The 25872-nt window shown below is 60.9% G+C and carries 29 protein-coding genes; 16 read left to right on the forward strand and 13 right to left on the reverse strand.

The genetic code is table 11. From position 1 onward, the window contains the following. Positions 1–13: 13 nt before the first annotated feature. The 5 genes from BBJ66_RS08635 to BBJ66_RS08655 form a co-directional block, all read right to left on the reverse strand. Complete coding sequence (locus tag BBJ66_RS08635; protein ID WP_071086331.1) at positions 14–607, reverse strand: hypothetical protein; 594 nt, start codon at positions 605–607, stop codon at positions 14–16. Further along, positions 607–807 carry a hypothetical protein gene (locus BBJ66_RS08640; RefSeq protein ID WP_071086334.1) on the reverse strand — a complete coding sequence of 67 codons (201 nt, stop codon included), beginning with the start codon at positions 805–807 and terminating at the stop codon, positions 607–609. Before BBJ66_RS08640 ends, BBJ66_RS08635 begins: the two co-directional genes overlap by 1 nt. Next, entirely contained in the window at positions 807–1805 is a 999-nt protein-coding gene (locus BBJ66_RS08645) for a recombinase RecT (protein WP_071086336.1), read from the reverse strand. The genes BBJ66_RS08640 and BBJ66_RS08645 overlap by 1 nt, the downstream gene beginning before the upstream one ends. Before the next feature lie 168 nt (positions 1806–1973). Further along, a complete protein-coding gene (locus BBJ66_RS08650) occupies positions 1974–2969 on the reverse strand; it encodes a PD-(D/E)XK nuclease-like domain-containing protein (RefSeq protein WP_071086338.1) in 996 nt (331 codons plus the stop codon). Positions 2970–3415: 446 nt separating this feature from the next. Further along, complete coding sequence (locus tag BBJ66_RS08655) at positions 3416–4033, reverse strand: helix-turn-helix domain-containing protein (protein WP_071086341.1); 618 nt, start codon at positions 4031–4033, stop codon at positions 3416–3418. Positions 4034–4651: 618 nt separating this feature from the next. Here BBJ66_RS08655 and BBJ66_RS34690 point away from each other — a divergent pair. The 7 genes from BBJ66_RS34690 (at position 4652) to BBJ66_RS34905 (ending at position 11347) form a co-directional block, all read left to right on the forward strand. After that, on the forward strand, positions 4652–4864 hold the full coding sequence (locus BBJ66_RS34690) for a hypothetical protein (RefSeq protein WP_071086343.1): 213 nt from the start codon (positions 4652–4654) through the stop codon (positions 4862–4864). After that, positions 4861–6291, forward strand: a complete 1431-nt coding sequence (locus tag BBJ66_RS08670) for a DEAD/DEAH box helicase (RefSeq protein ID WP_071086345.1) — start codon at positions 4861–4863, stop codon at positions 6289–6291. The genes BBJ66_RS34690 and BBJ66_RS08670 overlap by 4 nt, the downstream gene beginning before the upstream one ends. After that, positions 6281–6730: a helix-turn-helix domain-containing protein gene (locus BBJ66_RS08675; protein WP_244511636.1), complete on the forward strand. Its 450-nt coding sequence runs from the start codon at positions 6281–6283 to the stop codon at positions 6728–6730. The genes BBJ66_RS08670 and BBJ66_RS08675 overlap by 11 nt, the downstream gene beginning before the upstream one ends. A 6-nt stretch (positions 6731–6736) precedes the next feature. Continuing rightward, positions 6737–7225: a single-stranded DNA-binding protein gene (locus tag BBJ66_RS08680; protein WP_071086348.1), complete on the forward strand. Its 489-nt coding sequence runs from the start codon at positions 6737–6739 to the stop codon at positions 7223–7225. A gap of 8 nt (positions 7226–7233) precedes the next feature. Continuing rightward, positions 7234–7638, forward strand: coding sequence for a hypothetical protein (locus BBJ66_RS08685; protein WP_071086350.1), 405 nt, complete (start codon positions 7234–7236; stop codon positions 7636–7638). Positions 7639–7714: 76 nt separating this feature from the next. Next, a complete protein-coding gene (locus BBJ66_RS08690; protein ID WP_071086352.1) occupies positions 7715–10273 on the forward strand; it encodes a CHC2 zinc finger domain-containing protein in 2559 nt (852 codons plus the stop codon). Positions 10274–10507: 234 nt separating this feature from the next. Beyond that, positions 10508–11347 carry a glycoside hydrolase family 108 protein gene (locus tag BBJ66_RS34905; RefSeq protein WP_071086354.1) on the forward strand — a complete coding sequence of 280 codons (840 nt, stop codon included), beginning with the start codon at positions 10508–10510 and terminating at the stop codon, positions 11345–11347. On the opposite strand, the gene BBJ66_RS08700 is transcribed toward BBJ66_RS34905, so the two are convergent. After that, complete coding sequence (locus BBJ66_RS08700; protein WP_071086356.1) at positions 11301–12464, reverse strand: site-specific integrase; 1164 nt, start codon at positions 12462–12464, stop codon at positions 11301–11303. The genes BBJ66_RS34905 and BBJ66_RS08700 overlap by 47 nt on opposite strands. 140 nt (positions 12465–12604) lie before the next feature. On the opposite strand from BBJ66_RS08700, the gene dusA reads away from it, so the two are divergent. Continuing rightward, a complete protein-coding gene (dusA, locus tag BBJ66_RS08705) occupies positions 12605–13606 on the forward strand; it encodes a tRNA dihydrouridine(20/20a) synthase DusA (RefSeq protein ID WP_071086358.1) in 1002 nt (333 codons plus the stop codon). Between the two features lie 18 nt (positions 13607–13624). Here dusA and BBJ66_RS08710 read toward each other — a convergent pair whose 3' ends face one another. After that, positions 13625–14584, reverse strand: a complete 960-nt coding sequence (locus BBJ66_RS08710) for a S1C family serine protease (RefSeq protein ID WP_071086360.1) — start codon at positions 14582–14584, stop codon at positions 13625–13627. A 366-nt stretch (positions 14585–14950) separates the two neighbouring features. Between BBJ66_RS08710 and BBJ66_RS08715 the strand changes: the two genes are divergently transcribed. The 3 genes from BBJ66_RS08715 to BBJ66_RS08725 all read left to right on the forward strand — a co-directional run bounded on the left by BBJ66_RS08715 (position 14951) and on the right by BBJ66_RS08725 (position 16553). Continuing rightward, the gene (locus BBJ66_RS08715) at positions 14951–15787 is read left to right on the forward strand and encodes an alpha/beta fold hydrolase (RefSeq protein WP_071086362.1); all 837 of its coding nucleotides are present in this window, start codon (positions 14951–14953) and stop codon (positions 15785–15787) included. Positions 15788–15902: 115 nt separating this feature from the next. Further along, a complete protein-coding gene (locus tag BBJ66_RS08720; RefSeq protein ID WP_071086561.1) occupies positions 15903–16136 on the forward strand; it encodes a hypothetical protein in 234 nt (77 codons plus the stop codon). Between the two features lie 207 nt (positions 16137–16343). Continuing rightward, entirely contained in the window at positions 16344–16553 is a 210-nt protein-coding gene (locus BBJ66_RS08725) for a hypothetical protein (RefSeq protein ID WP_049731771.1), read from the forward strand. A gap of 109 nt (positions 16554–16662) precedes the next feature. Here BBJ66_RS08725 and BBJ66_RS34565 read toward each other — a convergent pair whose 3' ends face one another. Further along, positions 16663–17595, reverse strand: coding sequence for a hypothetical protein (locus BBJ66_RS34565; protein ID WP_071086365.1), 933 nt, complete (start codon positions 17593–17595; stop codon positions 16663–16665). 198 nt (positions 17596–17793) lie between these two features. On the opposite strand from BBJ66_RS34565, the gene BBJ66_RS08735 reads away from it, so the two are divergent. Further along, positions 17794–18294, forward strand: coding sequence for a BA14K family protein (locus BBJ66_RS08735; protein ID WP_049731769.1), 501 nt, complete (start codon positions 17794–17796; stop codon positions 18292–18294). A gap of 259 nt (positions 18295–18553) precedes the next feature. Here BBJ66_RS08735 and BBJ66_RS08740 read toward each other — a convergent pair whose 3' ends face one another. The 3 genes from BBJ66_RS08740 to BBJ66_RS08750 form a co-directional block, all read right to left on the reverse strand. Next, entirely contained in the window at positions 18554–19474 is a 921-nt protein-coding gene (locus tag BBJ66_RS08740) for a DUF3313 domain-containing protein (RefSeq protein ID WP_071086367.1), read from the reverse strand. 150 nt (positions 19475–19624) lie between these two features. After that, positions 19625–20968, reverse strand: a complete 1344-nt coding sequence (locus BBJ66_RS08745) for a sensor histidine kinase (RefSeq protein ID WP_071086369.1) — start codon at positions 20966–20968, stop codon at positions 19625–19627. Next, positions 20968–21639 carry a response regulator transcription factor gene (locus BBJ66_RS08750; RefSeq protein ID WP_049731765.1) on the reverse strand — a complete coding sequence of 224 codons (672 nt, stop codon included), beginning with the start codon at positions 21637–21639 and terminating at the stop codon, positions 20968–20970. The genes BBJ66_RS08745 and BBJ66_RS08750 overlap by 1 nt, the downstream gene beginning before the upstream one ends. A 138-nt stretch (positions 21640–21777) precedes the next feature. Between BBJ66_RS08750 and BBJ66_RS34910 the strand changes: the two genes are divergently transcribed. After that, positions 21778–21924 carry a hypothetical protein gene (locus BBJ66_RS34910; RefSeq protein WP_184343613.1) on the forward strand — a complete coding sequence of 49 codons (147 nt, stop codon included), beginning with the start codon at positions 21778–21780 and terminating at the stop codon, positions 21922–21924. 13 nt (positions 21925–21937) lie between these two features. Here the strand turns inward: BBJ66_RS34910 and BBJ66_RS08760 are convergent, their stop codons facing one another. Next, on the reverse strand, positions 21938–22471 hold the full coding sequence (locus BBJ66_RS08760) for an NADPH-dependent FMN reductase (RefSeq protein WP_071086374.1): 534 nt from the start codon (positions 22469–22471) through the stop codon (positions 21938–21940). A gap of 202 nt (positions 22472–22673) precedes the next feature. Between BBJ66_RS08760 and BBJ66_RS08765 the strand changes: the two genes are divergently transcribed. The 3 genes from BBJ66_RS08765 to BBJ66_RS08775 are packed head-to-tail and all read left to right on the forward strand — an operon-like array spanning position 22674 to position 25278. Then, entirely contained in the window at positions 22674–23675 is a 1002-nt protein-coding gene (locus BBJ66_RS08765) for an ABC transporter ATP-binding protein (RefSeq protein WP_071086376.1), read from the forward strand. Further along, complete coding sequence (locus BBJ66_RS08770) at positions 23672–24472, forward strand: ABC transporter permease (RefSeq protein ID WP_071086378.1); 801 nt, start codon at positions 23672–23674, stop codon at positions 24470–24472. The genes BBJ66_RS08765 and BBJ66_RS08770 overlap by 4 nt, the downstream gene beginning before the upstream one ends. A 2-nt stretch (positions 24473–24474) precedes the next feature. Further along, positions 24475–25278, forward strand: coding sequence for an ABC transporter permease (locus BBJ66_RS08775; protein ID WP_071086380.1), 804 nt, complete (start codon positions 24475–24477; stop codon positions 25276–25278). Between the two features lie 12 nt (positions 25279–25290). On the opposite strand, the gene BBJ66_RS08780 is transcribed toward BBJ66_RS08775, so the two are convergent. Continuing rightward, on the reverse strand, positions 25291–25812 hold the full coding sequence (locus tag BBJ66_RS08780) for a winged helix-turn-helix transcriptional regulator (protein ID WP_071086382.1): 522 nt from the start codon (positions 25810–25812) through the stop codon (positions 25291–25293). Positions 25813–25872 lie beyond the last annotated feature (60 nt).

Below are 25872 nucleotides of genomic sequence, written 5' to 3' on the forward strand. Positions count from 1 at the left end.
CTTATGGCTGGTGTTAAGCTGCTTCGCGGATCGTCAGCACCGCTGCCGCCGCATAGTTGATCGCGCCCAGAAGCTCGCGGATGGCCGCTTCCCTCTCGCCGCGCTTGACCATGCCGTTAGCCTCCTGGGCCTTCTTCATGATTTGGTATAGCTGGCCCTCGGGACTGCCGCCCAGGAGCCGCGGAATTTCCATGATGGGCTGTTCGTTGAAGCTGCGGCCGTTGCCGTGGCGCTCGACGCCCTTGCCCGTAGCCGCATGGGCGTGAGCCTCGCGAAGAACCCCGGCAAGCGCCGAATAGTTGGCATCGGCGACGCCGTCGAGCATCGCCAGAATGGCGGCCGCCGGGTCTTCCTGATCATCGCTTCCGCTTTCCAGGTAGGCCGCGTTCACCCGCTGCACCGATGCATGCTCGCGCCATTCAGCGACAATATCTAGGTCGCACGGCATATCATCCCGATAGCGCCCGTTGGGCTGATAGGTGCGCCAAGAGCTTTCACCGGGGAGCCGCGTCCTAAAGAAGTACTGAACCGCGCCCGGCGTCGGCTCCATCGGGCCAATCTTTCGACCGTCGCGGATCTGGTAGAATTTCCCTTCTTCGATCTGCATTAGTTGCCTCTGAGCTTTTGCGATGTCGCCTTGATCGCGTGATGAGCGACGATCACCGCCGTTCCGTCTGGTTGCTCGCGGGCGATTTTCTCCAGCTCGCCCGCGAGCGCTTTAAGTGCCTCGGCCGCCCGCTCCAGATCGGGCTTGCCGTTCGTTCTGATCTCCACACGAGAGAAGCCGGGTATGGTTGGCGCCGTCATCACAGATCGTCTCCGGGCCGCATCTGCATATCGTCCGTGCCGTAGGCCGGGTTTTCGTGGTCGATGATCTGACCGGTTTCGCGGTCGAAGTCCTCTGCCGGCGGCTGTGAAGGCGCCGGGCCGGCCTGGGGCGTCACGTTCTTGAGCGCAGCCGCCGCGCCGCCGCGCTGCTTGGTCGCCGGCCGCGGCGTCGAGATTTCGCCATTCTCGTCCGCGTCGGCGTCAAAGGTGAAATCCTCGTCAATGCGCTCTACGGCGCGCTGGAAGGCGTCGCGGTCGCTGCTGGATGGGATGTACTTGGACAGGCGGCGGAAAACGGTCTTTCGTGCCATTTCCTCCCAATCGGTCGACCAAGGCGTTGACTTAATCTTGTTCTCTGTGAACGCCTTCCATCCGTCCGAACGATTGCGTATCCGGTTGATGGCGGTAACGTCCATGACTTCATGCGCGATCCCCCCATCCATCAGCTCGGCGAGCGCGTAGACGACGAAGATATCGCCGCGCTCGTTTTTGTGGTCGATCTTGTGCTTGACGGGCTCGACAAAATTCGTCGGGTAATGCTCGAAGAAATCCCCCTCCTTCGCGACTTCGACAACGATTGTCTTTACGCTTCCCGAATTGCGCGCGAGCTTGAGAAGGCCTCGCATCATCGGGCGGTATTGCACTTCGCCCTTGTAGTCGATGACAAGCGCGGCCTCGCGGCCGTCGAGGATAAGGCCATCGGCGGCGGCCTTTGAGCATGCGATGAAAAGCGAACGCATGTCCGTCACGCGCTCAATGTTGCGCGTCATGGAGATTGCCGTTTTCGCCGTTCTTACGAAGCGATCGGCCGTGATGTGGCCGGGCAATTCCTTCGCGAATTCCGGCTGCATCTTGTCGAGTTCGCCCTTGATGTGAACGAGAGACAGGGCCTGTCGATTGTCCTGGGGCGGTTGCCGGTTGTCCTGAAACCGCCGGTTATCCTGCTGCGGGCGGGTCTGCATCTGGGCCTGGGCCATTGGAAACCTCTTTCAAAACGGCGGCAGCTCGCTCTTGGAGAATGCCGCTCGAATGGGTGATGACATGGGAAAGGGTTGAGATAATCCGCTCCCGAATTCGGCCTGGATCGCGGCGGAAGAGATAGGCCGCGCTCCAGTACATTTTGTGCAGTTCGTCGCGTGAGGGCATTAAGCGGCCTCTTCCATCCCCTCGGGCGGCGGGGTCAGCTTGTAGGCCCAGCGCTTGAAGCGAAGCTCCTGCACGCCGTCAGCATATGCCGGCCAATGGTTGGCCTTCTTGCATTCGGCGTATGTGTCGAGAGACCGGCGCATGATCGCCCGCCCCTCGTCAACGATGGATGGCGGAAGCTCGTAGACTGCGACCGCGTGCGGGCTGGTCTTCTCCCAGGCGATAAATATGAAACCTTGCACGCCGCCCGGCGCCGCGCCCTTGACTTCGTAATTGGTGTCATCGCCGTCTTCATAGGTGGCGCGGTGTATAATGTCGGCTTGACGCCGAGCCTCAAGGCAGAGGTTCCACCCGTCTGTGTAAAACGCCTCCTGGGCGTGATAGCCGTAATTGAGTGCGCTTCGGGCGAAGGCGTCGGGGTGAGCGCTTTCGGTCGATTTCACATCGACTATAACCCCGATGTCTTCGCGCCACAGATCGGGACGAACGCGGCAGAGTTCTCCGGTTATGGGGTCTATGAAGTATCCAGAAGCTTCAACAACAGGCTTACCCCCTGTGATAATCCCGTTAATCCAGGGGTCGCGGTGAAGAGCATCGCGAATGCGCAAGACGTTGTCGAAGGCATCGGCGACAAGTAGCAGCTTGCCGTCAAGCTCTGCCTCCTCTTCCTTGTCCTTCCATTTGTTGCCGCGGCGATCGTCAGGGCCTTTCATGACGCGCTTATCAAATTCATTCGGCTCAAGGATTGCGGTATGCGCCGCCGTACCGAAAGCTTTGATTGCCTTCGTCTGCGTTGTCTCTTCCTTGTCTGCCGGGAATTTGTAGTGCGCCGGGGTCTTCTCGTAGATCGTCCAGAGGCCAGACTTAGAGATGCCTTCGCCGTTGTGGTATTCCTCATTGGGAATATCAAGATAAATGCCCGGCTGCCGAACGGCCTCAAGGTCAATCATCTTGTCAAAGCGGCTTTCGTCATCGTGCCGAATAATCTGGTTCATCGCGAAACTCCTGTTGTTAATTTGATGCTGACATCAACATAATCGCAACATATCGCAACAGTCAATGCTGAAATCCTGAATTTCTGAAAAACAGGATATTTTTGTTGCGACGATTGACTAATCACAATTCTTGATGCGATAAACGCATCGTCAAGAAAGCGACGGGTTGGGGGCTGATCCTCCCATGACTTGCGAAACTCCAGTCAGCCGGAGCCAAGCGCTTTCTTGATTTTGATTTCGCCCGAATGGGCGTCTGAGGAGGTGGGTTCTTTTCTGGTTGGTTCAGCGCCTTTAATGCGAACGGAACCGGCGTTTGGCATGCGAAAAAGGCCCGTCGATGACGACGTTAAATCAGGACCAATTGACTGCACGTCCATAAACTCTGTCAGTTTCCAAGATGCGGCAGCGAGCGCCCGGCCTAACCGCCGGGCGCTTCGTTTTTGGCGTCACGGAATAAGGGCAATGACCGGCGTTGCCGTCTCAAGAATGGCGTCTTCAATCTTCCCGGCAGGCGAGATAACGCTTGCCTCGCCAGTCTTGCGGGCGCGCTCGACCTTCGCCAGGATCTGCTTGCCGCCGCGGACGCGGCATATCGATAGCGACCCGATGGCGGGCGGCTCTACATAGTCGGTATGGCTGAAGAGCAAAACTGCATCATCCCAGATCGATAGCGGGCCGGATGACGCGCGCACCTGAGCGGCAATGATGCGCTTATCGTAGTTGCTGCCAACGGCAAGCTTCGCTTTGTCGATCACCGATTGCGGCAAAGGCCTGGGCTCCGATAGCCCCTGGAGGGTGCCGTTCTCATCAATGAACGCGGCCAACAGGATGCTGACCGGCACTCCATCTATGTCCTTTATGCCGGCATGCTTCATGACCTCCGATACCGGCACGCCCAGAAATAGGGCGATTTGCATTGCTTCTTCCATTCCCATTCTCCGCTGACCGGAAAATGTGCGGGAGACTGCAGAAGGGTCCAAACTTAGATGAGCGGCAAGCTTGCGAAGAGACTTACCCCTGTCTTTCAACTGATCGTGAAACCATTCGCCGTGCATTTCAGCCATTGCGACACCTCTACAAACTAGCAACGTTCCGCCAGTTTGTTGCAAAAAACGCAACATTAATCAAGCTGCCCACATTAACTATTTTGGGGCAGTCGTGTCCGCTAGCGATTTAAGGGTGTCTTAGGTTAATACAGGCTTGTTTCCACTACATCATATTCGGCCCTGAGCTGTCCCCGCTCATTCCGGTGGAGCCTTCCAAGCCCCAATTCCCATGTACCAACCGTACATAGAGTTAACCCCTATCAACTCTCTACCCCTGATAAATAGGGGCTAAATCTTGCCACCCGATACAAGAATATTTTCCTTGCATGTGACCGGATGCGATTGACGTTGCGATAATAGCAACATTATAATGCGAATCGCAACGCATCACAACGACGCAAGCGGGAATCAAATAGTGTCTCAGATTATGACGCCTTGGCAGAAAGTGATTGCCAAATTCGGACTTCCTCCTGCTCGCCTCGCGGCTGAGTTGCAACGTCACAGGTCCAAAATTTCGCGCGCTGCCAAGGATGATAGCGGCCTCATAAATGGCAGAGATCAAGCCTTGCTATTGCAGGCTGCAAAGCGCCTGGGCGTTCCGCTTGAACCCGCCGACCTGTTGCCAGAGGGCTAACGATGGATCGGCCGCCCCTCTCAATGCTCGCACAATCCCAAATGCTTGATGACCTTGTTGGCCGCTCCATCATGCACGGCGGCGACGCCGCCGGGGAAGTTCTCCTCGTTATCAACAGGGAGACTGTTGACGACCTCGTGCACTTGTCGAGCCGGCTGCTTCGTATGTCGCTCTTTGAAGAGCGCATTCGCAATATCGTGATGGGCAAGAAATGATCAGCCTCTTCCCCGATCAAGATGAGGTTCGCGGAAAGCTGCGCGTTGCGCTGCGCTCTTCTGTTTCGGTTCTGGCGTTTGCGCCGACCGGCTTTGGTAAGACGGTGCTTGCGGCCGCCCTGATTTGGAGCTTGTTCAAGAACAACAAGCGGGTGATCTTCTGCGTTCATCGCGTTGACCTGATTACGCAGACTGCCAAGACGTTTGAGAAGTTCGGCATACCGTTTTCCTACATCGCGTCTGGCTATCACTATAACCCCTATCACCGGGTATTCATCGCCTCGATTTCGACCTTGAAAAATCGCCTGGGCAAGATCCCAGCCGATTACGTCATGGTCGATGAAGCGCATTTGAGCATGGCGACCGGCTGGGCCGCAGTCGCAAATCACTACAAGGAACTGGGCGCAAAGCTGATCGGCTTGACGGGCTCGCCGGAACGCCTCGACGGGAAACCCCTCGGCGACGTGTGGGATACGATGGTTTTTGGGCCGTCGCTGCGCTGGTTGATCGATAACGGCCGGCTCCAGCGCTACCGGGCCTTCAGCCCTGCCGGGCTCGATATCGCAAGCGTTCGCATCAAGGGCGGCCAATACGTCGAGAGCGAGCTTGAGGATTTGATGTCCGGCCGCGCCGTCGTCGCCAATGCCGTCAAGCATTGGAAGAAGTTGGCGAGCGGAAAGCGCACGATCGGCTTCACCACATCCGTTGCGCGCGCAAAACAGTATGCCGAAGAATTCAACCGGGCCGGCGTCCGCGCCGTCGCGCTCGATGCCGAGACGCCCCAGGAAGAGCGGCGCGCAGCGTTCATCAAATTCGCCGATCGTGAAATTGATATCATCTTCAATTGCTCCCTGTTCTGCGAGGGCTTCGACCTGTCAGCCCAGGTTGGCCGGGACGTGACGATTGAATGCGTCTTGGACTGCGCCCCCACAATGTCGCTTGCAAGGTTCCTGCAAAAGCATGGGCGAGGTCTGCGCCGCGACGGCACGGATATCCCGCACATCCTGCTTGATATGGTCGGCGGCTTCGCTCTGCACGGCCTGCCTGATGACGATCGCGAATGGAGCCTTGAAGGCCGCAAGAAAAAGGAAGGTGGCGAAGTCGCCAATATGACTTGCCCCGAGTGCTTCGCCACCCACGCGGCCGCGTTCCGCTGCTCGGAATGCGATTACGAGTACCCTGTGAAAGCCGCCGACAAGCCGGCCTCTGCTGCCCGGCAAATTGAAGAAGTCGAAGTCGAAATGGAAGAAATCGACATCGAAGCTAAGCGCCGCGAGCGCCGCACCGAGCAGGCCAAAGCCGACACGCTCGAAGAACTAATCAAGCTCGCAACCTCACGAAACTACAAGTCGCCCGAGAAATGGGCGGCTCATATCTGGACTCACAGACAGGCAAAACGCCAAGGAGGCAATCAACATGATGTCTGAAAGTAAGTTGCAATCGCTCCGGTCGCCGGCCGCGGCTTTCAGTCGAGCGGACGGTACGCTTGACTCAATCTCAAAGTCGGCGCCTGGCAGTAAGGCCGCGCCCTTCGGCCTCGCGAAACCCCTCGTCTGCCCTTGCTGCAATCAGCAGGTAACGGCGCCCTCTCTTGAGATTGTCGTTGATCACTATGGGATTACGGCGCTGGAAGCGAAAATCCTTTCCGCGGTCTGGCGTGGAAAAGGGCACGCGATCCCGACTGAGAGGATCTTTGACGCCATGTACATTGACGATCCGGACGGCGGCCCGTCGCCGGCCAAGATGTACGCTTCGTTCAAGGTTGCGCTCTGCCACCTGCGGGAAAAGCTCGAGTCGTCCGGTATCGGAATTGAGAACGTCGGCTATCGCCGGGGCTATCGCCTCGTCATGGCAATGCGGGGCTGATCGAACATGGCGGGCTCCCTCAACAAAGTTCAACTCATCGGCAACCTCGGCGCCGATCCCGAAATCCGGCGGACCCAGGACGGCCGGCCGATCGCAAATCTTCGTATCGCCACATCGGAAACGTGGCGGGACAAAACCAGCGGCGAACGTAGGGAAAAAACCGAATGGCATACGGTCGTTTGCTTCAATGAAGGCCTTTGCGGCGTGATTGAGAAGTACGTTTCCAAGGGCGACAAGGTCTATATCGAAGGACAGTTGCAAACGCGCAAATGGCAGGATCAATCCGGGACCGATCGCTACTCTACCGAAATCGTTCTGCAGGCGTTCAACGGCACGCTGACCATGCTCAGCTCTGCCGGCGGCGATCGTGAGGGCGGCGGCGGTGGCGAGCGCGACCGGGGCGCCAACGACGGATATGGGCGCGATCGTGACCGCGGCCGCCAAGATCCGCGGGGGAATTTCCAGCGCGATCTTGATGATGATATCCCGTTCTGAGGTCGGCCATGTCAGAAGCAGATTTGATGCGTCATCTACAGCGGGTTGCGTCCACTCTCGGCGCGCGGCTGTTTCGTCAGCAAACGGGCATGGGCTGGGTCGGCAAGGTGGAGCGCTTCAACATGACGCGCAAGGTCGAAGTTCGCCCCGGTGATGTCGTCATTCGGAATGCTCGCCCGTTCCATGCCGGTCATGAGGGGATGTCTGACCTTGGGGGCTGGAATCCTGTTGTGGTAACGCCTGAAATGGTGGGGTCAACTATCGCCCAATACGCCCAAGCAGAGATCAAGACGGGAACCAAGGCGACGGCTGCGCAGATGGCTTGGATAAATGCTGTGAACAAGGCCGGCGGTCGCGCTGGTGTCGTAAGGACTGAAGAAGACTTGCGCCGCGTTCTCTTCGGGAACGTCTAAAATTTTCACGGCCGGCGCTTGCTTCGCGTCGGCCGTGTTGCGATAAACACAACATAAACAACATGAGTCGCAACATATGTCATCTGATGTCGAACGGCTGCGCCGGGACGTGTCCCTGTCATCGACAGTGGCGCATTACGGCTTCAAGCTTTCCAGGAACGGGGATGAGTTCGAAACATGCTGCCCGTTCCATGCCGAAGACACACCGTCATTTACGATCTTTGTTGGCAAGGATAACGTCGAGCGGTTCCATTGTTTCGGCTGCGGAGAGGCCGGCGACGTTCTGGACTTCGTGCAGAAGGTCAAGGGCGCAAATCTTCCTGAGGCAATTCGCATTCTCGACGGCCGCGACAGCAGCCGGCCGAACGTCGCGCCTCGCCAGATCCAGGCGCGCGACGCCTATGAGGGCATAGCCGCAATCGACCCGCCGGCCAATCCTCTCCAGGCCGGCGCTCGTGTTCGGCTCTATAATCCCAAGCGCAAGGGCACCCGATCGGAATGGGGCGCCTTCGCGCCGTCTATGGTCTTTCCATACCGCCGCGCTGACGGATCGCTCTTCGGCTACGTGCTGCGCCACGAGCTACCAGACGGCGGCAAAGAGACGCCTATGGTCATGTTCACCTGTCTGCCTGACGGCACGGAAACATGGTGCCGATATCCTTTCCCGAAACCGCGGCCGCTCTACGGGCTCGACGGCCTGGGCGAAACCCGGCAAGTGCTGATAGTCGAGGGCGAGAAGTGCCGCGACAAGCTGCGCCGGGCGAGCGGCCGAACCGTCGTATCGTGGGCCGGCGGAACCCAGGGCGTGAAACATGCCGACTGGTCGCCGCTTGCTGGCCGCGATGTGATCATTTGGCCTGACTTCGACGGCCCAGGCATCGCGACGGCGATGGAGATTGCGGCAATCCTGACAAGCCTCGGCGCGCGCGTGCGCTTCGTGGGCTTTGCCAGCGCGGCGGATGCTTCCGACCACGAGCAATACACCTTCGAAGACTGGCAAGCCGGCACGTTCCCATGCGCGGGCTGGGATAGCGCCGACGCTGCAGACGCGGGTTGGACGAAAGATCACATAGACCAGTTCATGAGAGCGACGATGCGGCCGTACACGCCGCCGACACCGCCCGCTGAAGAGAAGCCCAAGGAAGAGCCTGCAGCTCCTGCCGCGGCATCGATGCCTGCGCCGATTGAAAGCCCTGCCAGCACCCCGGCCAAGGTCAAGGCGCCGCCGATCGGCGCCGATGGTGTCGACAATATGCCTGAATGGTTCACCAGCCAGCCGTTCGGCTCCGAAGTTTGGCTTGCGCGCATGTTTCGGGACCGGCTTGAAAAGGAGTGCCAAGGCCGCGTTGTCCGCGCCGATGGTAAATTCTGGGCCTACGGCCCGACCGCGTGGCGCGAAATATCTGACCAGAAAATCCGCCTCGCCATTCACGCGTTTGACGCCGTTGGCGTCGGCCCGAAAGAAACCCCGCTCAAGCTCGGCAAAAAGATGATTGACGGGGTTATCCATGAGCTTGGAACCAAGACCTCGGATGTTGAATTTTTCCATTCGCCGACGATCGGCGTCAACGCGCTCAACGGCACGGTGACGATTGACGAGACGGGCAAGGTGAACATTCTGCCGCACGATGCCAACGACCGGTTCCGGTTCACGATAAATGGCGAATATAATCTTCACACAGACAGCCGCCCGCCGGAAGGATCGCTTTTGCACCGGCTCCTCTATGGGGCGTTTCAGGACGATCGCGACATAGACGACAAGGTCAATCTTATTTCCGAAATGCTCGGCGCCGCCGCCTTCGGCCTGGCAACACGCGTCAAGCAGCCGAAGGCCTTCGTCCTGCTGGGCGAGACGGCGAACAACGGTAAGTCCACAATCGCGGCGCTGTTCCATGCGCTTCTGCCGGAAGGCTCCGTCTCCTCGATCTCGCCGGCATTCTTCGGGGATGAAAAGCGCATCATCAATCTCGCCGGCAAGGCGGCGAACGTCGCCGACGAATTGAGTGGCGCGGCTATCGCGGGGGAAGAGTTCAAGGCCGCCATCACCGGAAACCCGATCGAAGGGCGAAGCCTCTATAAGGACGTTGTGAGCTTCAAACCTCGGGCGATCCATTGCTTTACGACGAACACGCTTCCACGCTTCAACGGCGGCATTGACCGCGGGCTTCGTCGTCGTCTTGTCGTCGTGCAGTTCAATCGAACGATCCCAGACAATGAAATCATTCCCGACATTGTCGAGCGCATTAAGGCGGAAGAGTTGGAAAGCCTGCTTGGCTTTGCCATTGCCGGCGCGATGCGGCTCAAGAAGAGCGGGAACTATACGATTCCGGAAAGCTCCAAGGACGCGCTCAACTCCTGGCTCCTCCTCGACCCGCTCAATGAATGGTTTGAGATCCGCGTGACGCCTGCGGCAAGCGAACCCGTCAACGGGTGGCTGCGCACGAGTAAATTGTTCGAAGACTTCCGGAAGTGGGCTGTTGACCAGGGCTATAAGGAAAGCTTCCTGCCGCCGGTCAACACGTTCTCTCAGCGCCTCAAGGCCATGCCGAACGTGCAGCTCAAGCGCCTGAATTCAGGCATGGTCGCGCAAGGGGTGACGATCAACGGCGTTGTCGATTACGGCGACATATTCTGAAAATAAGAAGGCCGCGAACGGCTCATTCCGTCGCGGCCTCTGCTTATCCCGTTTTACTCGAATTACGCCGCCGAAATGTCATAGCCTGGGCGGGGCGGCGCCCTTTTTTCAAGGGGTGATAAGAGTCATTGCCAATCTTGCGGGTCCGATTGTCAGGAGTCTCCGCCCAGGTGGATGGCAACAACTATTCAGCGGGAAAGGTTGGCGCGTTGTCATCAACCTGGATACCGCGCCATGACGCTGAAGAATTTCCCCGCATGCCTCGCAATCACGCTCGCCTCTGAGGGCGGCTTATCGATGGATAGGGCCGACCCCGGCAACTGGACAGGGGGCGCTGTCGGCAAAGGCACGCTGAAGGGAACCAAGTACGGAATTTCCGCCGCCGCCTTCCCGAATCTCGATATCCGCAACCTCACGCTCGGCGATGTCGAGCCGATCTATAAGGCGAAGTATTGGGACGCCGTTGCCGGCGACAAGCTGCCGGCCGGCTTCGATCTCACCGCCTGGGACTATGCAGTGAATTCTGGCGCCGGCCGCGCGCTCCGGGACGCCCAGGCCGTTGTAGGCGCTCCCGTAGACGGCAGGCTTGGCCCGGTGACGATCGCCAAGGCGGCCAAGGCGGGCGTCAAGGAAATCCAGGCGCTGTGTGCGCGTCGCCTCGGCTATATGCAGTCGCTCAAGATCTGGAAAACCTACAAGAAAGGCTGGTCGGCCCGCGTCGCCAAGATCGAAGCGAAAGCCGTTGCCATGTTCTTGGCAAGCTCGGGCTCGACGGCCGCCGAAACCCGTAAGGCGCTTGCCATCGAAAGCGAGGCGGCCGGAAAGAAAGCCGTGCAGAACACGACGGCGGCAGCGACCGTGGGAACCGGCGGCACGGCCGGCGCCGCGGCGGGAACTGTTTCATGGCTGGCGTTCGGCGTCGGCCTCGCCGCGGTCGCTGTCATCGTCCTGGTGATCTTCGCGGCCTACCGGAAGAACAAGGCCCGCGCCGACGCCTACCGTGAAGCGGCGGCCGAAGTCGAGGAGGTCAATCCAGCGGCAAGCCCCGAGAAACTTTCGACCGCTTCGAAATAGGCCGGCTTCCGGCCCTTGCCGGTTTCGCGACATGGGCCAGCCATTTCCAGCCCGCGTATTTGTCGCCCGATTGCCTGATATGGGAATACCGCTTGAGACTCGACCAAGAGCGGTGTCCCGAAACTGCAGCGGCTTGGGGAATGCCGGCGCCCATTTCAAACAGCCGCGACACGCCGTCGTGGCGCAGATCGTGAAACCTCAAGCACTCTTCGTCCGGCGTTTCGTCTGTGTTGATTCCCAGCAGAGTGCAAGCCTTGGTAAACGAGGCGCTGATTGACGCGGCGTTGTAGGGGAATATCTCTTCCCGAACGCGGGGCATTGCCTTGATGATGTCAATGGCCGGCTGCGGTAGATCGCACCAGACGTCATTGCCCTTCTTCTCGCCTGGGTTCTTCATGTCTCGCACAAGCACGCGCTTGCCGCCTTCGTCAAAGTCATCCCATCTGATGCGCGAAATTTCATCTTGGCGCCGCGTGGAGAACACGGCGAACGGGACGATATAGGTCATTGGCGCCATGTCGGGAACGCGTTTTTCGCGGTCTTCAAAGTGCGTCATGATCGCGTCCATTTCCTCCAGCGTCGGGCGCCGGCTCCGTTCATCGCTTTTCTTGATGTATCCCAAGCGCTTCATTACGGCTGTCGCGTCTTCTATGGCCTGATAATCGAGCGGTATTTTCCAGGCCGGGCGAGCGATGGCGAACACCGCCGCCAAATGCGATATATAGTTTCCGACCGTCTGCGGCTTTATGCCTGTCTTCAAAAGATCCTCACCAAGCCCGACAATGTCTTGGCTCTCGATCTTGTCGGCCGCCTTCTGCGCAATCGGATAGGTCTTGATCGAGTTGAGCACCTGGGCCTTGGATCGTCCGATCTCCTTCAGGCTTGACGAGACGTATTTGTCTATTCCGTCGCCAAGTGTTACATGAATGACGTTGGCGCGCTCGATCGCTCCTGGCTGGTTTAGCTCCTCCTCTCGCTTCACGATCCAGGCGGCGGCGGCCTTCTCGCGATCGAAAGTCTTATTCTCACGATGCACGGCGCCGTCGCGCATGATGCTGATTTTTGCGAGATAGCCGATAGTGCCATTCTTCCGCGGGCGCGGCACGATGGTCCCCATTTTATAACATAGCTCCTGGGCTTATAACTTTGTTATAAATACAGATGAGCAAAGCTCCTGCATATGGCTAAAATCGCAACAATTCTCAACAGATCGCAACATAAACTCAACAACGAAAACAACAAAACTACGGAAAAGCAATGAGTTACAAGGGTAGAAAATTCGCGGTCGCCCCGATGATCGACTGGACGGATCGGCATTGCCGTTATTTCCACCGCCAGATCAGCCGGCAGGCGCTGCTCTATACCGAGATGGTGGTGGCCGATGCGATCATCCACGGTCCGCGCGACCGATTGCTCGGCCATGACGCAGCCGAGCATCCGCTGGCCCTGCAGCTCGGCGGATCGGATCCGGCCAAGCTTGCCGAGGCGGTGAGGATATCGGAAGCCTACGGCTACGACGAGATCAACCTCAATGTCGGCTGCCCCTCCGACCGGGTGCAGTCTGGCACCTTCGGTGCCTGCCTGATGCTGACGCCGGAGACGGTGGCCGAATGCATCGCGGCGATGAAGAGGGTTGCGACCGTGCCGGTGACCGTGAAATGCCGCATCGGCGTCGACGAGCAGGAGCCGGAACAGGCACTGCCGGCGCTCATCACCCGCGTTCTCGATGCCGGCGCCGACGCGATCTGGATCCATGCCCGCAAAGCCTGGCTGAAGGGCCTGAGCCCGAAGGAAAACCGGGAAATCCCGCCGCTCGACTACGAGATCGTCTATCGGATGAAACAGCGCTGGCCGGATGTCTTCATCGGTATCAACGGCGGCATCCGCACGCTTGATGAAGCCGCCACCCACCTCGCCCATGTCGACGGCGTCATGCTGGGCCGCGCCGCCTATCAGAATGCGGCGATTCTTTCCGAAATCGACCAGCGCTTCTTCGGCGCCCCCGCGGGAGAGCCGGACTGGGAAGGCCTGCGCGACCGAATGATGGCCTATGCCGAACGCCATATCGCCAGCGGCGGCCGGCTGCAGCACGTGGCCCGCCACATGGTCGGCCTCTTCACCGGCCTGCCCGGCGCCAGGCGCTACCGTCAGATCCTGTCGACCGATGCAGCCAAAAGCGGCGCCGGGCCGGAGGTGCTGGCGGCGGCCTTTGCCGCTGTGGATTTTTCAGGGACGGAGCAGGAGGCGGTCAGCGCCTGACGGTGCGTGATGTCCCTGTCATGACGTCCGCGCCATCGGCAGCAAGGTCTTCTTCTCGATCCGGCCAGCCACAGAAAACACCAGGATTTCCGTCTCCTGGCCGATCCGGCTGCCATCCATCAATCGGACGATATCGTCGACGCCTCCGACCGGGCTGCCGTCGATGGCGAGGATATAATCGCCCTCCTGCAGCCCGCCCTTTGCCGCCGGCCCTTCCGGCTCGACGCGGCGGATGCGGACGGAGGTCGTCTGCACCGTGCCCGCCGCCAGCGCCACCCGGCGCGGCAGCACGATTGTATCGCCTGATATACCGATAAAGGCACGCCTCACCTGCCCGTAGCGAAGAATCTCCGAAACGACGAAATTGGCGGTATTCGACGCCACGGCGAAGGCGATGCTCTGCGCGCCCTGGATGACGGCGGTATTGACGCCGATGACCTCCCCGCCTGACGACACCAGCGGCCCGCCCGAATTGCCGGGATTGAGTGCCGCGTCGGTCTGGATGACATCCTCCATCAGCCGGCCGCTGGCTGCCCGCATCGACCGGCCGAGCGCCGAGACGATGCCGGCGGTGACAGTCCATTCGAAACCGAGCGGGTTTCCGATCGCTATGGCGATATGACCCCGGCGCAGGCGCTGGGAATCCCCGAGCTTCGCCCAGGCGCCGGTGCCGGTATTGGCGCGAATGAGAGCGATATCGGTATCGATATCGCGGCCGAGCACCCGGCCCTCGGTGACGAAGCCATCGGGCGTGGTGATGCGAACGGCCTTGGCATCGTCGACGACATGGCTGTTGGTGATGATCAGACCGTCAGGGGAAATGGCGAAGCCCGACCCGTGCCCCTGCCGGCCACCCACCCTCTCGATGCGGCTGACCGCCGGCCCGACGATGTCGACTGCTGCTGCGAGCGATTGCGAATAGGCATCGATCAGCGCCCCGTCATTCTGAGGCACTATCTCCTTGTCCATATAACCCATGATCTGGTCCTCAGGCGGCAAACGGCCGTCCCGCCGCCGGCGAAGCGGCCGCGGTTGCGACGGTTCGCCATGGTGATGATGTGTAGTGGGTTAGATGGTTGGGCGATGAACCGCGTTCAAGGGCACGCCGGCGGCGGCGTCTGCCGCGGCGTCCTGTAACGCATCGACCAGGAATGTCCGGCTGTGGCCTGGCCTCATTATAAAATTCTGTTATGTGAATTGAATATAAAGATTAGCTTGATGACGACGTCTGCATATTCCAACCTGGCCGCGCGCAGCGGTGCCTACCGCCTTGCCAATTTTGCCGGCAACGGCACAAACTTCTGACCGCTTTAGCCCAACCCAACCCCATCGAGGAGCCCAGAGATGAGCACAGTCACCACCAAGGACGGCGTCGAGATCTTCTACAAGGATTGGGGGCCGAAGACCGCCCAGCCGATCATGTTCCATCACGGCTGGCCGCTCTGCTCCGACGACTGGGACGCCCAGATGCTGTTCTTCCTCGATAAGGGTTACCGGGTCGTCGCCCATGACAGGCGCGGCCATGGCCGCTCCACCCAGGTGGGCGACGGTCACGACATGGACCATTACGCCGCCGACGCCGCAGCCGTCGTCGAGCATCTCGATCTCAGGAACGCCGTCCATATCGGCCACTCCACCGGCGGTGGTGAAGCGACCCATTATGTCGCCCGCCATGGCCAGCCGCAGGGCCGCGTCGCCAAGCTCGTCATCATCGGCGCCGTGCCGCCGATCATGGTGAAAACGGCTGCTAATCCCGGCGGCCTGCCGATCGAGGTCTTCGATGATCTGCGCAAGCAGCTCGCCGCCAATCGTTCGCAATTCTACCGTGACCTGCCGGCCGGCCCGTTCTACAGCTTCAACCGGCCGGGTGCGAAAGTATCGGAGCCAGTTATCGACAATTGGTGGCGTCAGGGCATGATCGGCGGCGCCAAGGCCCATTACGACGGCATCAAGGCCTTTTCGGAAACCGATTTCACCGAAGACCTGAAGATGATCACCGTGCCGACCTTCGTCATGCACGGGGACGATGATCAGATTGTGCCGATCGCCGACTCCGCCCTGCTCTCGTCCAAGCTGCTGCAGAACGCCACGCTGAAGGTCTACGAGAAATTTCCGCACGGCATGTGCACCACTCATGCCGATATCATCAATCCCGACATCCTCGCCTTCATCAAGGGCTGACCGATCAATCCGCCGGGCGCCGATCAGGTACCCGGCGGCCGGCATGACCACAAGGCGAAATCATCATTCGCCGGCTGCAACAAACGGGCCGCCGCCCGATCAGGCCGATCGATTGATGGCAGGTTACGCATTTTCGCATGAAACCGTTTTCGTCGATTTGCGTTTAGCGGCCATGACAAGAGAACGTGAACCCTCATCAAAGGCTTACCGGCAGGATCGTTTCGAAAACACCGAGCGAGCCGCCAAGGAAACCATCGAGGCGGAGCAGCGGGCCCGCCGGGAGAAAACCAAGCGGCTGAAAGAACTGCGCCTGTCTAAGCAAAGCGGCAAGGATCCCGCACCCGGGTAGACCTCCTCACGCGCGCCGCCCGTCGGGCCGACGCCCCATCGGTCTCATACCCAGCCGCGCCGCCCTCACCCCAATCTTTCCTGGCGTGCGCGCGCGCCCCGAATTGTTTTTGAACATCGGACGTTCGCCCATCTTGCAGAGCAAAGATCGCGAAATTATCTTTTTTTCACTGATAGCGATTCACCGCATCGAAAAGGGCAGATTGCGATGTCAGACAAGCTGTTCAGCACGCGTGACGAACCGCTCGCCTCCGAAGATCTCGACGTGTGCAGGCGTGTCCATGAAGCGCTGTGTAGCGAGCTCCAGATTGATCGATCAGGCGAGCAAGCCGCCCGTCTTGGCGCCCTTATCATCGAGCTTTACCGGCAAGGCGTGCATGACGAGAACCAGCTTCGATTGCTGGCTGGCGGAAGGTGAGGCTGACCGGGCGCGTCAGGCGATGCCCGGCCTCCCCTTCTTCTCCGCGCCCCTGACCTTCCGCGTCACGGTCGGGATAGGGACGGACGTTTTCCAATGATCGGCGCGATCAGAGGCCGGTGGTTTCCGTGCTCGTCGGCGCCGAGGTTTCGGTCGGATCGATGGCCGGCGTGGATTCGGTCGTTCCCGAGACCTCTTCCGTGCTGCCCGTGTCGGCTTCCGGCGTCTCCGCAGTCACCGCAGGATCTGTCGTCTCGCCGCCCTCGGCCGTATCGCCGGTCTCGGTTCCGTCTGCAGGGGTTTCCGCCGCCGGAGCCTGCGCCGCCAAGGCCTCCCGCATCTGGTCAATCGTGCCAACCGCCGGGCCGACGCCCAGCGTATCCTTTGCCCAGCTGAGGGCCTCAGGGCTGACCGTGCCGGTCTTGGTGGCGGTAGCGAGCGCGGCCGCCAGCGCCGCGTCGCCAAGAGCGGGATCGTCGACCGACGGGGCAACGCCGTTGGCCAGTTCGTACTGCGCATAGGCGGTAGCGAATGCCGAGATCGCCGACATGCGCGGATCCGCCGTGTTCATCAGCGCATGGAAGTTGCGTTTGAGCGAATTGAGACCGGCGAGCTCGGCCGCTGGCTTCTTCGCCGGCTTTGCCGCAGGCACCGAGGCGATGGTCGTCTTCTTGGCCGAGCCCTTCGTGCTGACGGTCTGCTTGGCAGACTTCGCCCTGCCGGCCTGGCCGGTCTGGACCGCTTTGCCGGCGCCCTTGGCGCTGCGGCCGTTCTCGGTCTTGCCGCTGGAGTGCGTGCTGCTCTTTCCGCTGCCGCCGCTGTTGCCGCCGCCACCGCCATGGCTTCCGCCGCTGTTGCCGCTGCCGCTGCCGCCGCCATGGCCGCCGCCGTTGCCTCCTCCTCCGCCGCCGCCGTTACCGCCGCCGCCTCCGTTGCCGCCCTTGGCGAACGCCGGCGAGAGATCGGTAGATAGAATGGTGAGAGGTGAAAGCGCCACTGTCGTGGAGAGACAGAGAACGCCGAGAAGCCTGGAGAGCCGCATGATAATCCTTCTGCACTGGAGTGCTGTTGCAGCAGGATTGAACCAGCAGTCTCATAAAGATCTAATTGAGCATCTGCTTTCAATTTGAACTTCCTGCCGAATATTTCGGCGAGAAATGCCTCCACCATTCCCAGAATGAACTAAATCCCTTCCCTTGCGTTATCCGCTCGATACATCCGTTTACCCAAGGTGAGTGAAATGAACAAATTCGCCATCATTGCCCTGTCGATAGCGACGGCCTTCTCGGGAATGCCGGCATCGGCAGGCCCCGTCTTTGTGCCGAGCCCGGCGCAGCAGGCGGCCGCGCAGCCAGTCCCCGGAGGTGGCGAGGCCAGGATCATTACCGTCGGCTGCAATAACTTCACGAACTGCCCTGGCCAGTTTGGTAACAATGACGACTGGTACCGCAAACGCCACCACTACCGCGACCGCAGCTACTATCGGGACCGCGACTACTATCGCGGCGACCGCTACGGCCGGCGCTATGGTCACCGCTACCATCATGACAATACCGGCGCCATCATCGGCGGCCTGGCGGCCGGCGCCCTGATCGGCGGCATCATCGCCTCGCAGCCGCGCGCCTACCGTTCCACCGGCTACAGCTCGCACGCCGAATATTGCTACAGCCGCTATCGGTCGTACCGCGCCTACGACAACACCTACCAGCCGAACTACGGCCCTCGCCGCCAGTGCCGGTAAACTGATCCACCAGCATCAAGCCTCGCACGACGATGCGGGGCTTTTTTGCTGCGTATCAGCGCCACGGTGACCTCCTCAATAGCAAGGACGGACGGAGCAAGGCTCCCGGCCTTTACCCCGTCCGTCCCGTCAGCCCAGGAGTGAAGCACTTTAGGGAGTACTTCACTCCGGCAGTAGTTCGCTGCAGGAGTGAGTCACTCCTGCAATGGTCCACTCCGGGATGAGTCGCTCCCGGAGTGACGGCACCACTCCCTCGGGGTTAGGGCTGAGCGCTCGGTTGATAAACGGCCGCCGGTTTCGGCTTCTTATCGGTCCATTGCGGCGGCGCACCGTATTTGGCGGCCACCGCCCCCATGAATCCGGGCGACCGGCCGAAGGCATCGCAGGCGGCGTATTTCGGTTTTCCGCCGAGCCAGGATTTCATCCGCTGGCCGGAAGGAAGTGATAGATCCAACCCCCTCGGTTCCCTGCCTTTGATCAGCATGCGGGAAAACTCGCTGCTGAATTTCGACGCCAGGCCATAGGCGTCGCCGACTTCGGAAACGCGCGGCTCGTTCTGCAGCGAGTTCGCCCCGCGCGACCAGACGATCGCCGCCCGCTGCACGCCACCGCGGTCGACGGCTTCCGCCTCGACCGCCAACCCGCCGAAGCCTGCCGGCAGGCGCGGCACGCCGACCGGGAGCGCGAAGCCGCTGCCGACGGTCACGACCGTGGAAACGCCGGCCATTGCCTTGTTGGTCGGCACGATGTCGGTGACGACGGAGCGGATCGTCAGGTCGGCGGGCTCGCCCGGCGCCACTATCCGGTATTTATCGCTGAGCGAGATGCAGAGTGCCCGATCGAGCGCATTCGACACCATCGTCCGGTCATCAGGTGATTTGATCCGGGTCGCGGCGCTGAAGGCAAAGGTGGTCGGGGCGATGGCGACCGTCTTCGCCGGCGCAAGACCCGCCCCGTCGACATAGATGCGCGACTTCTGAAGCTTGCCCTTGGGCGGGCCGAGATTGGAATAAGAGGAAAGCGTGCCCGCTTGCTTCAGCGGCACCGTGCTGCACCCTGCTGCAGCCGCCGCAAGCGCCAGCGGCAGGGCAAGGGAAAAAAACTTCGAAATCCGCTTTGAAAAGGATGAAGTGAATGGATTGCTGCGCACTCTGTCTGGCCTCCATCGCCGATAGCGCATAACTCCGAAATCGAGATCGATTTCGGAAAGGATTATGCGCAGTTTAAAGTGCTAGAGCGTCCTTAGCGCGTCTGTCGGACGCGCGGCGCTCTAGTTCAGGCAAAAGTGGCGGTCGAGAATTGCCGCAGCATTACATCCTTTCCCGCGTCATCAAAGCCGGATCGCCACCTCGGTGCCGGCGTCCCCGCTCTCGATGCTGACTTCGCCGCCATGGTTTGCGGCGATCTGCTTGACGAGGCTGAGGCCGAGCCCCGCCCCCGTGCTCTTCGGCGTGACGCGATAGAACGGTTCGAACACCAGCTCGCGGTGCTCGGCCGGAATGCCCGGCCCCTCGTCGGCGACGCTGATCCGACCGCCGCCGGAGGCCGACACGGAGACGGTGATCATGCCGCTCCCGCCGCCATGATCGATGGCATTGCGCACGAGGTTGCTCACCGCCCGCGGCAGCGCCGAGGGGCTGCCCTTGCGCTTCAGGCTCTCGACCTCGCTCTGAAACGAGATCTGGTAGCCGGCGCCAATCGCCAGCGGCGCGAGGTCGGCAACGACGGAGCGGGCAATCTCGACGAGATCGACCATCTCGTGGAGATCGGTCGCCTGGTCGTTGCGCTCGAAATCGAGCAGTTGTTCGGCCGTCTCGGCCAGCCGCGCGACGTCGTCGAGCAATCGCCGGCGGTCCTGCCCTTCCGGCGTTCCGTCGATCCGGGTCTGCATGATTGCGATCGGCGTCCTCAACTCGTGCGCCGCATCGATCAGGAAGTGCTGCCGTTTGCGGTACTCGTTCTCCAGCCTGTCGAGCGCCTCGTTGAAGGCGATCACCAGCGGCGCGACCTCCCTCGGAATGCCGTCGAGCGGCAGGCGCGCATCGTAGCGGCGAAGTTCGATCTCGGATGCCTTGCGGGCGACTTCGCTCACGCTGGCCAGCCCACGCCGGACGATCCTGGGAACGGCGAGAAAAACCGCAGGCAAGGCGATGGCAAACAGCGGGAGGTAGATCGGATAAACGGCGCCCATCAGGGTAAGAACCGGCCAGCCCTTGTCGGCAACGCCGCCGAACAGAACCCTGAGTTCGCCGATCCCGGTCTTCACGCTTTCGACCGACGCGATCTCGTCCGTGCCGGCCGATCCCCTGATATCGGCCCCTTCGAACAGGTAGGTCAGACGCGCAAGCTCGCTGTAGGCTGCAGGAATGGTCCCGTAAGACACGAAAGAACCGTTCGTCGTCGCCGCGACATACCAAAGCCCGTCATACTCCCGCTTGAGTGCATCCAGCTCCGGCGTATCCTTTATATCGAGCCGTCCCTCGGCATCGAGCGCAACGGCCGGAGCCAATGCGGCGGTGACATGGTCCTCCAGCGCGACGTTCGGCGAGAGGATCGTCGCGCCGTAGAAGCAGAGCCCGATGGTAACAGCCGTCACCACGCCGACGAAGACCAGGCTGAGCTGCCAGCTGAGCCGCCACCAGAGCGAAGGGTTGGCCTTGCATTTTTCGCCCATCATTCTTCCTTCAGGAGATAGCCGACGCCGCGGATATTGTGGATCGAAACCTCGGCGCCTGCCTCGGCAAGCCGCCTGCGCAGCCGGGAAATGTGCGCATCGAGCGCGTTCGACTGGATTTCCTCTTCGTAGTTGTAGACGGCCGCCTCGAGCGTCGCGCGCAGCACGGTCTTCTCTTTGCGCTTGGCAAGAGCCGCCAGCACCAGCAGCTCGCGCCGAGGCAGATCGAGCGGCGCGTCATCGACGGTTACGCTGAGATGCAAGGGATCGATCACCATCCGCCCGGCGGTGATCTTGAGTTCGGCAAGGTTCGGCGGCCGCCGCAGCACGGCTCTCAGCCGCGCCATCAGCTCCTCCACCAGAAACGGCTTGCCGAGATAGTCGTCGGAGCCGAGATCGAGCCCTTGCACCCGCTCCTTCGGCTCATTCAGCGCCGTCAGCACGATGATCGGCGTATCCTTGCCCGTCCGCCTCAGCTGCGGAATGAAGCTCAGCCCCTCTCCATCGGGCAGGCGCCGGTCGAGCAGGATCGCGTCATAGAGGTTCTGCCGCGTCAGTTCGACGGCATCGGCCAGATGCATCGTGTGGTCGGTGACGATCCCATGTTTGCCGAGCGCTGCCGACAGCGCCTCGGCCAGCTCCCTCTCATCTTCTATCAACAATATCCGCATTGCCCGCCTGCTCTCTCAACTTTCCCACTCTCCGCCACAAGAGTTGCGGCAGCATTGCGGAGCTTGCAAGGCGCCGGTCATGCTGCCGCAATTGTCGAGGTCCAGCACAAAGAATATCCGCAGCATCTGGAGATCGAGATGATCCGACCTATCCTCCGTTTCCTCAAGAGACACGTCCTCTCCGCCTTCATCCTCGCGGCGCTGCTCGCAGCCCCGCTGGTGATCCTGCACACGCTTGACGGAAAAGCGGTGGTCGAGAGCGGCCTGCTGATGGAGGTCCGATGAGCGGGAAAGCCTCCTAGCCGGCTGCCATGCAATAGGCCGAGAAGGCCTGAAGATAGGCCTGCACCCTGGAACGGTTCTCCGCCGTCTCGACGGCGCGCAACACCTCGGCCGGTTCCAGTTTCATCAGAGGAAGCCGGAGGAAGATATCCTCTGCGAAGCGGTCGGTGATGGTCGCAAGGATCGTGCGCAGACCTGCCAGCATGTCATCGCCCCGATGCGATGCGTGCAGCAGGGCGACGGGCTTGTGGACGATCTGCTCTCCCGACACCAGCCAGTCGATCGCATTTTTTAGGCCGCCGGGGATGGATCGCACATATTCCGGACTGGCAATGATCACCCCGTCATTCCCAGCGATCATTGCGACGAAATCCCGCACCGCCGCCGGCAGAGCTTCCCCCTCGAGATCCGGCGAGAACACCGGCAAACCTCCGACGCCATCGAAGACCGCAATCTCGATCTCACGTGGCGCGACGGCGCTGACAGCCCGCAGCATGGCCGTATTGGTGGAGTTGCGCCGAGCGCTGCCGGATATTGCGAGAATCTTCATGAGCCTAACAGCGATCGATTGATCATGGCTGTCAACGCAAAAGGCTGCGCCGCCGCGCGTCTGTTCAGATAGCAAAGGATGCTGCAGGGCTTTGAATTACGCGATTGAATGATAAGCAAAAGCGACTTTTGCTTGCACTGGCCGAGGCCGGCGTTAGCCTGGGTTCCAATCCTCTCAGCTGCCGAATCGGCGGGAAATACATATGACGGCTTTGATCGAGGCACGGGGCGTCAGCAAGCGCTTCCGGCAGCACAAGAGATTTCCGGGCCTGCTCGGCGCCCTGAAGACGCTGGTGACGAGCGAATATACTGAAGTTGTGGCCGTTTCCGACATTGATTTCGACGTCGCTGCCGGCGAAGCGGTGGGTTATCTCGGCCCCAACGGCGCCGGCAAATCCACGATGATCAAGATGATGACCGGCATCCTGGTGCCGAGCGCCGGCACGCTCTCGGTGCTCGGCCGCACGCCGCATCTCAAGCGGATGGACAATGCACGCGAAATCGGCGTCGTCTTCGGCCAGCGCAGCCAGCTGTGGTGGGATCTGCCGCTGGTCGACAGTTTTACCTTGCACCAGCGCATCTATGATATCCCGCCCGCCCGCTATGCGGACAATCTAAGGCGCTTCAGCGAGTTGCTCGACCTCACGCCTTTTCTCGGCCGCGCGGTGCGCCAGCTCAGCCTCGGCCAGCGCATGCGCGCCGAGATCGTCATGTCGCTGCTGCACGATCCGAAGATCCTGTTCCTGGACGAACCGACGATCGGGCTCGACGTGGTCGCCAAGGATGCCGTGCGGCGGTTTCTCGCCGAGATAAACCGCGAGCGCGGCGTCACCATCATCCTCACCACCCATGACCTGCAGGACATCGAAACCATCTGCCCGCGGCTGATCATGGTAGATCATTCGAGATTGATCTTCGACGGCGAGTTGAGGAGCCTGCGCACGGCTTTGGGCTCGGCCCGGCGGCTGACCCTCGAATTTGCCAGCGACCCCGGGCCGCTGCCGCTGAGCACCGCTTCGCTCGTCAGCGACGAGGGCCTGCGCAAGAATTATCTGATCGAACGCGAAGACGTGTCGCTGGTCAGGATCCTGTCGGAGGTGGGAAGCGACCGCGGCCTCAAGGATGTGGCGCTGCACGAGCCCGACATCGAAGAGGTCATCCGCACCTTCTACCAAGGCCGCAACGCCAGGGCGCGGGCGTCGTGAGCGCTTATTCCGCCTTCGCACGCAGCGCTTTCCATGCCCAGTTGGCCTACCGCAACGAAGTCTGGGCCAACATCTTCGGCAAACTTGTGCAAGTCTTCGCCCGCGTCGCGATTTGGCAGGCAGCCTATGCCGGCATCGGTGCAACGATGGTCGACGGTGTCTCGCTGCAGCAGATGGTGGCCTATGCCTTGCTCGGCGGTGCGGTGATGGGTGCCACCCGCCCCGAAAGGATCATCAGCGAGATCGGCCGGTCGCTGAAGACGGGGGACGTCGCCGTCTGGTTGCTGAAGCCCATCTTCTATCCGCTTTACGTCTTCGCCAATGAATGCGGCAGTTTCGGCTACCGCCTGATGACGCAGGTCATCCCGACCGTCGCCGTCACAGCCATGTTCTACGGCATGCTGCCGCCGGCAAGCCTGTTCGACGGCGCCATGTTCATCGCCTTCTGGGCGCTTTCCTTCATCCTGCTGTCCCTGATGTCGATGTTCTGCGGCCTCATCGCCTTCTGGCTAATGACGAGCTTCTCGCTCGACTGGATCCTCGGCGCCCTGCTGCAATTGTTCTCCGGCCTGCTGGTGCCCTTCTGGTTTTTCCCCGAGCCGCTGGCGACGATCGCCCGCCACCTGCCCTTCGCCTGGGTGGTCTATTACCCCAATGCCGTCTATCTCGGCCGGCTTTCGGCTGCCGACACCTGGTTTCATCTCGGCCTCGGTCTCGGCTGGGCCGGATTGTTCCTCTTCGGCGTCCTTTGGCTCTGGCGCTCAGCCTCGACCCGCATCACCGTGCAGGGAGGCTGACCATGTTGCTTCATCACCTCCGCGTCATTCCGCTGCTGGTGCGCATGTATATCCGGTCGCAGATGGAATATCGCGGCGCCTTCTGGCTCGATCGCCTTGCACAGATCCTCTCCTATGGCAGCGTCTTCGCCACCATCGGCATCCTGCTTGCCCGCTTCGATAGGTTGGGAGGCTGGAGCTGGCCGGAACTGGCGCTGCTCTACAGCTTCCAGCTGCTGGCCTATTCCCTCGGTGCTGCGATGAGCTTCACGCAGCTGCGCGATCTCGAGGAACTGGTGCGTCTCGGCACTTACGATGCGCTGCTGGTCAAGCCGTTCAGTCCCTGGGTCTATCTGATCTTTTCCGGTCTCAATATCGGCTATGCCGGCCACATCATCCTTGCCGTGCCGCTGCTCGGCTGGGCGGTTTTGTCAGTCGATTTCGCCTGGTCGGTCCCTTCAGCTCTCTTCCTCGCCGCCGCACTTTTCAGCGCCACGCTGCTGACCGCCGCCCTGATCACCATGATCGGCGCCACCGCGCTGATCTGGGTGCGCTCCAACCATCTGTTCTCGATCTTCTTCGGCTTCTGGGAGCTGATGCGCTACCCTCTCAACATTTTTCCCGGCAGCATCCAGATCACCCTCCTCACCGCCGTTCCGCTGGCGCTGACCAGTTCGGTTCCCGTCGCCGCGCTGCTCGGCAAACCCGTCCCGATCCTTGGCGACTGGGCCGGCCCGGCGGCTCTGGCGGCCGGCCCGGTCTGGGTGCTGGTCGCAATGGCGTACTGGCGCTACGCCACCGGCAAATACCAGGGTGCCGGCGGCTGAGTTTTCCCGATATCAGGATGCCGGCGCCGACGATTTCGCGCGAACCTCGATGAACGCCGCCGTCAGCTTGGCCAGCACGGCCGAGGTGCGCGTGCCGTTGGCTCCGCCGATCGGATCGACGATATGGATTTGCCGGAGATCCTCCATGAATGCGTCCCAGAGCGGCGGCCCGCCTTCTTCGAGAAGCTGCGCGCGAATGCTCAGTTCCTCGCTGACAGGCAGATGGCGCCGCCCCCAGGCGCCGATCATCGCGAAGACGGGAACGAGCTGGATCGCCGGCTCCGCCAGGCTGTAGATCGCTTTCTGGCTATGGCTCGGATCATCCCGCTTGCTGATGAAATCGAGCGAGAGCAGCCGCTTCAACCTGGCGGCCAGGATGTTGGAGGCGATCCCCTCCTCCGAATGGGTCAGAAGATCGCGGAAATGGCGGCGGTTGCCGAACATGATGTCGCGGATGATAATGAGGCTCCACCGGTCGCCCAGCACCTCCATCGTCAGGTTGATCGGGCAGCCCGAGCGCCGTTCGATATCCACCAAGCATCTCCATCAAAAACTGGTTGCAATATAGGAGCACTTATGCGACAAAGCAACCAG

It is taken from the genome of Rhizobium sp. RSm-3, from assembly GCF_001854685.1.
GTDB lineage: Bacteria > Pseudomonadota > Alphaproteobacteria > Rhizobiales > Rhizobiaceae > Rhizobium > Rhizobium ecuadorense.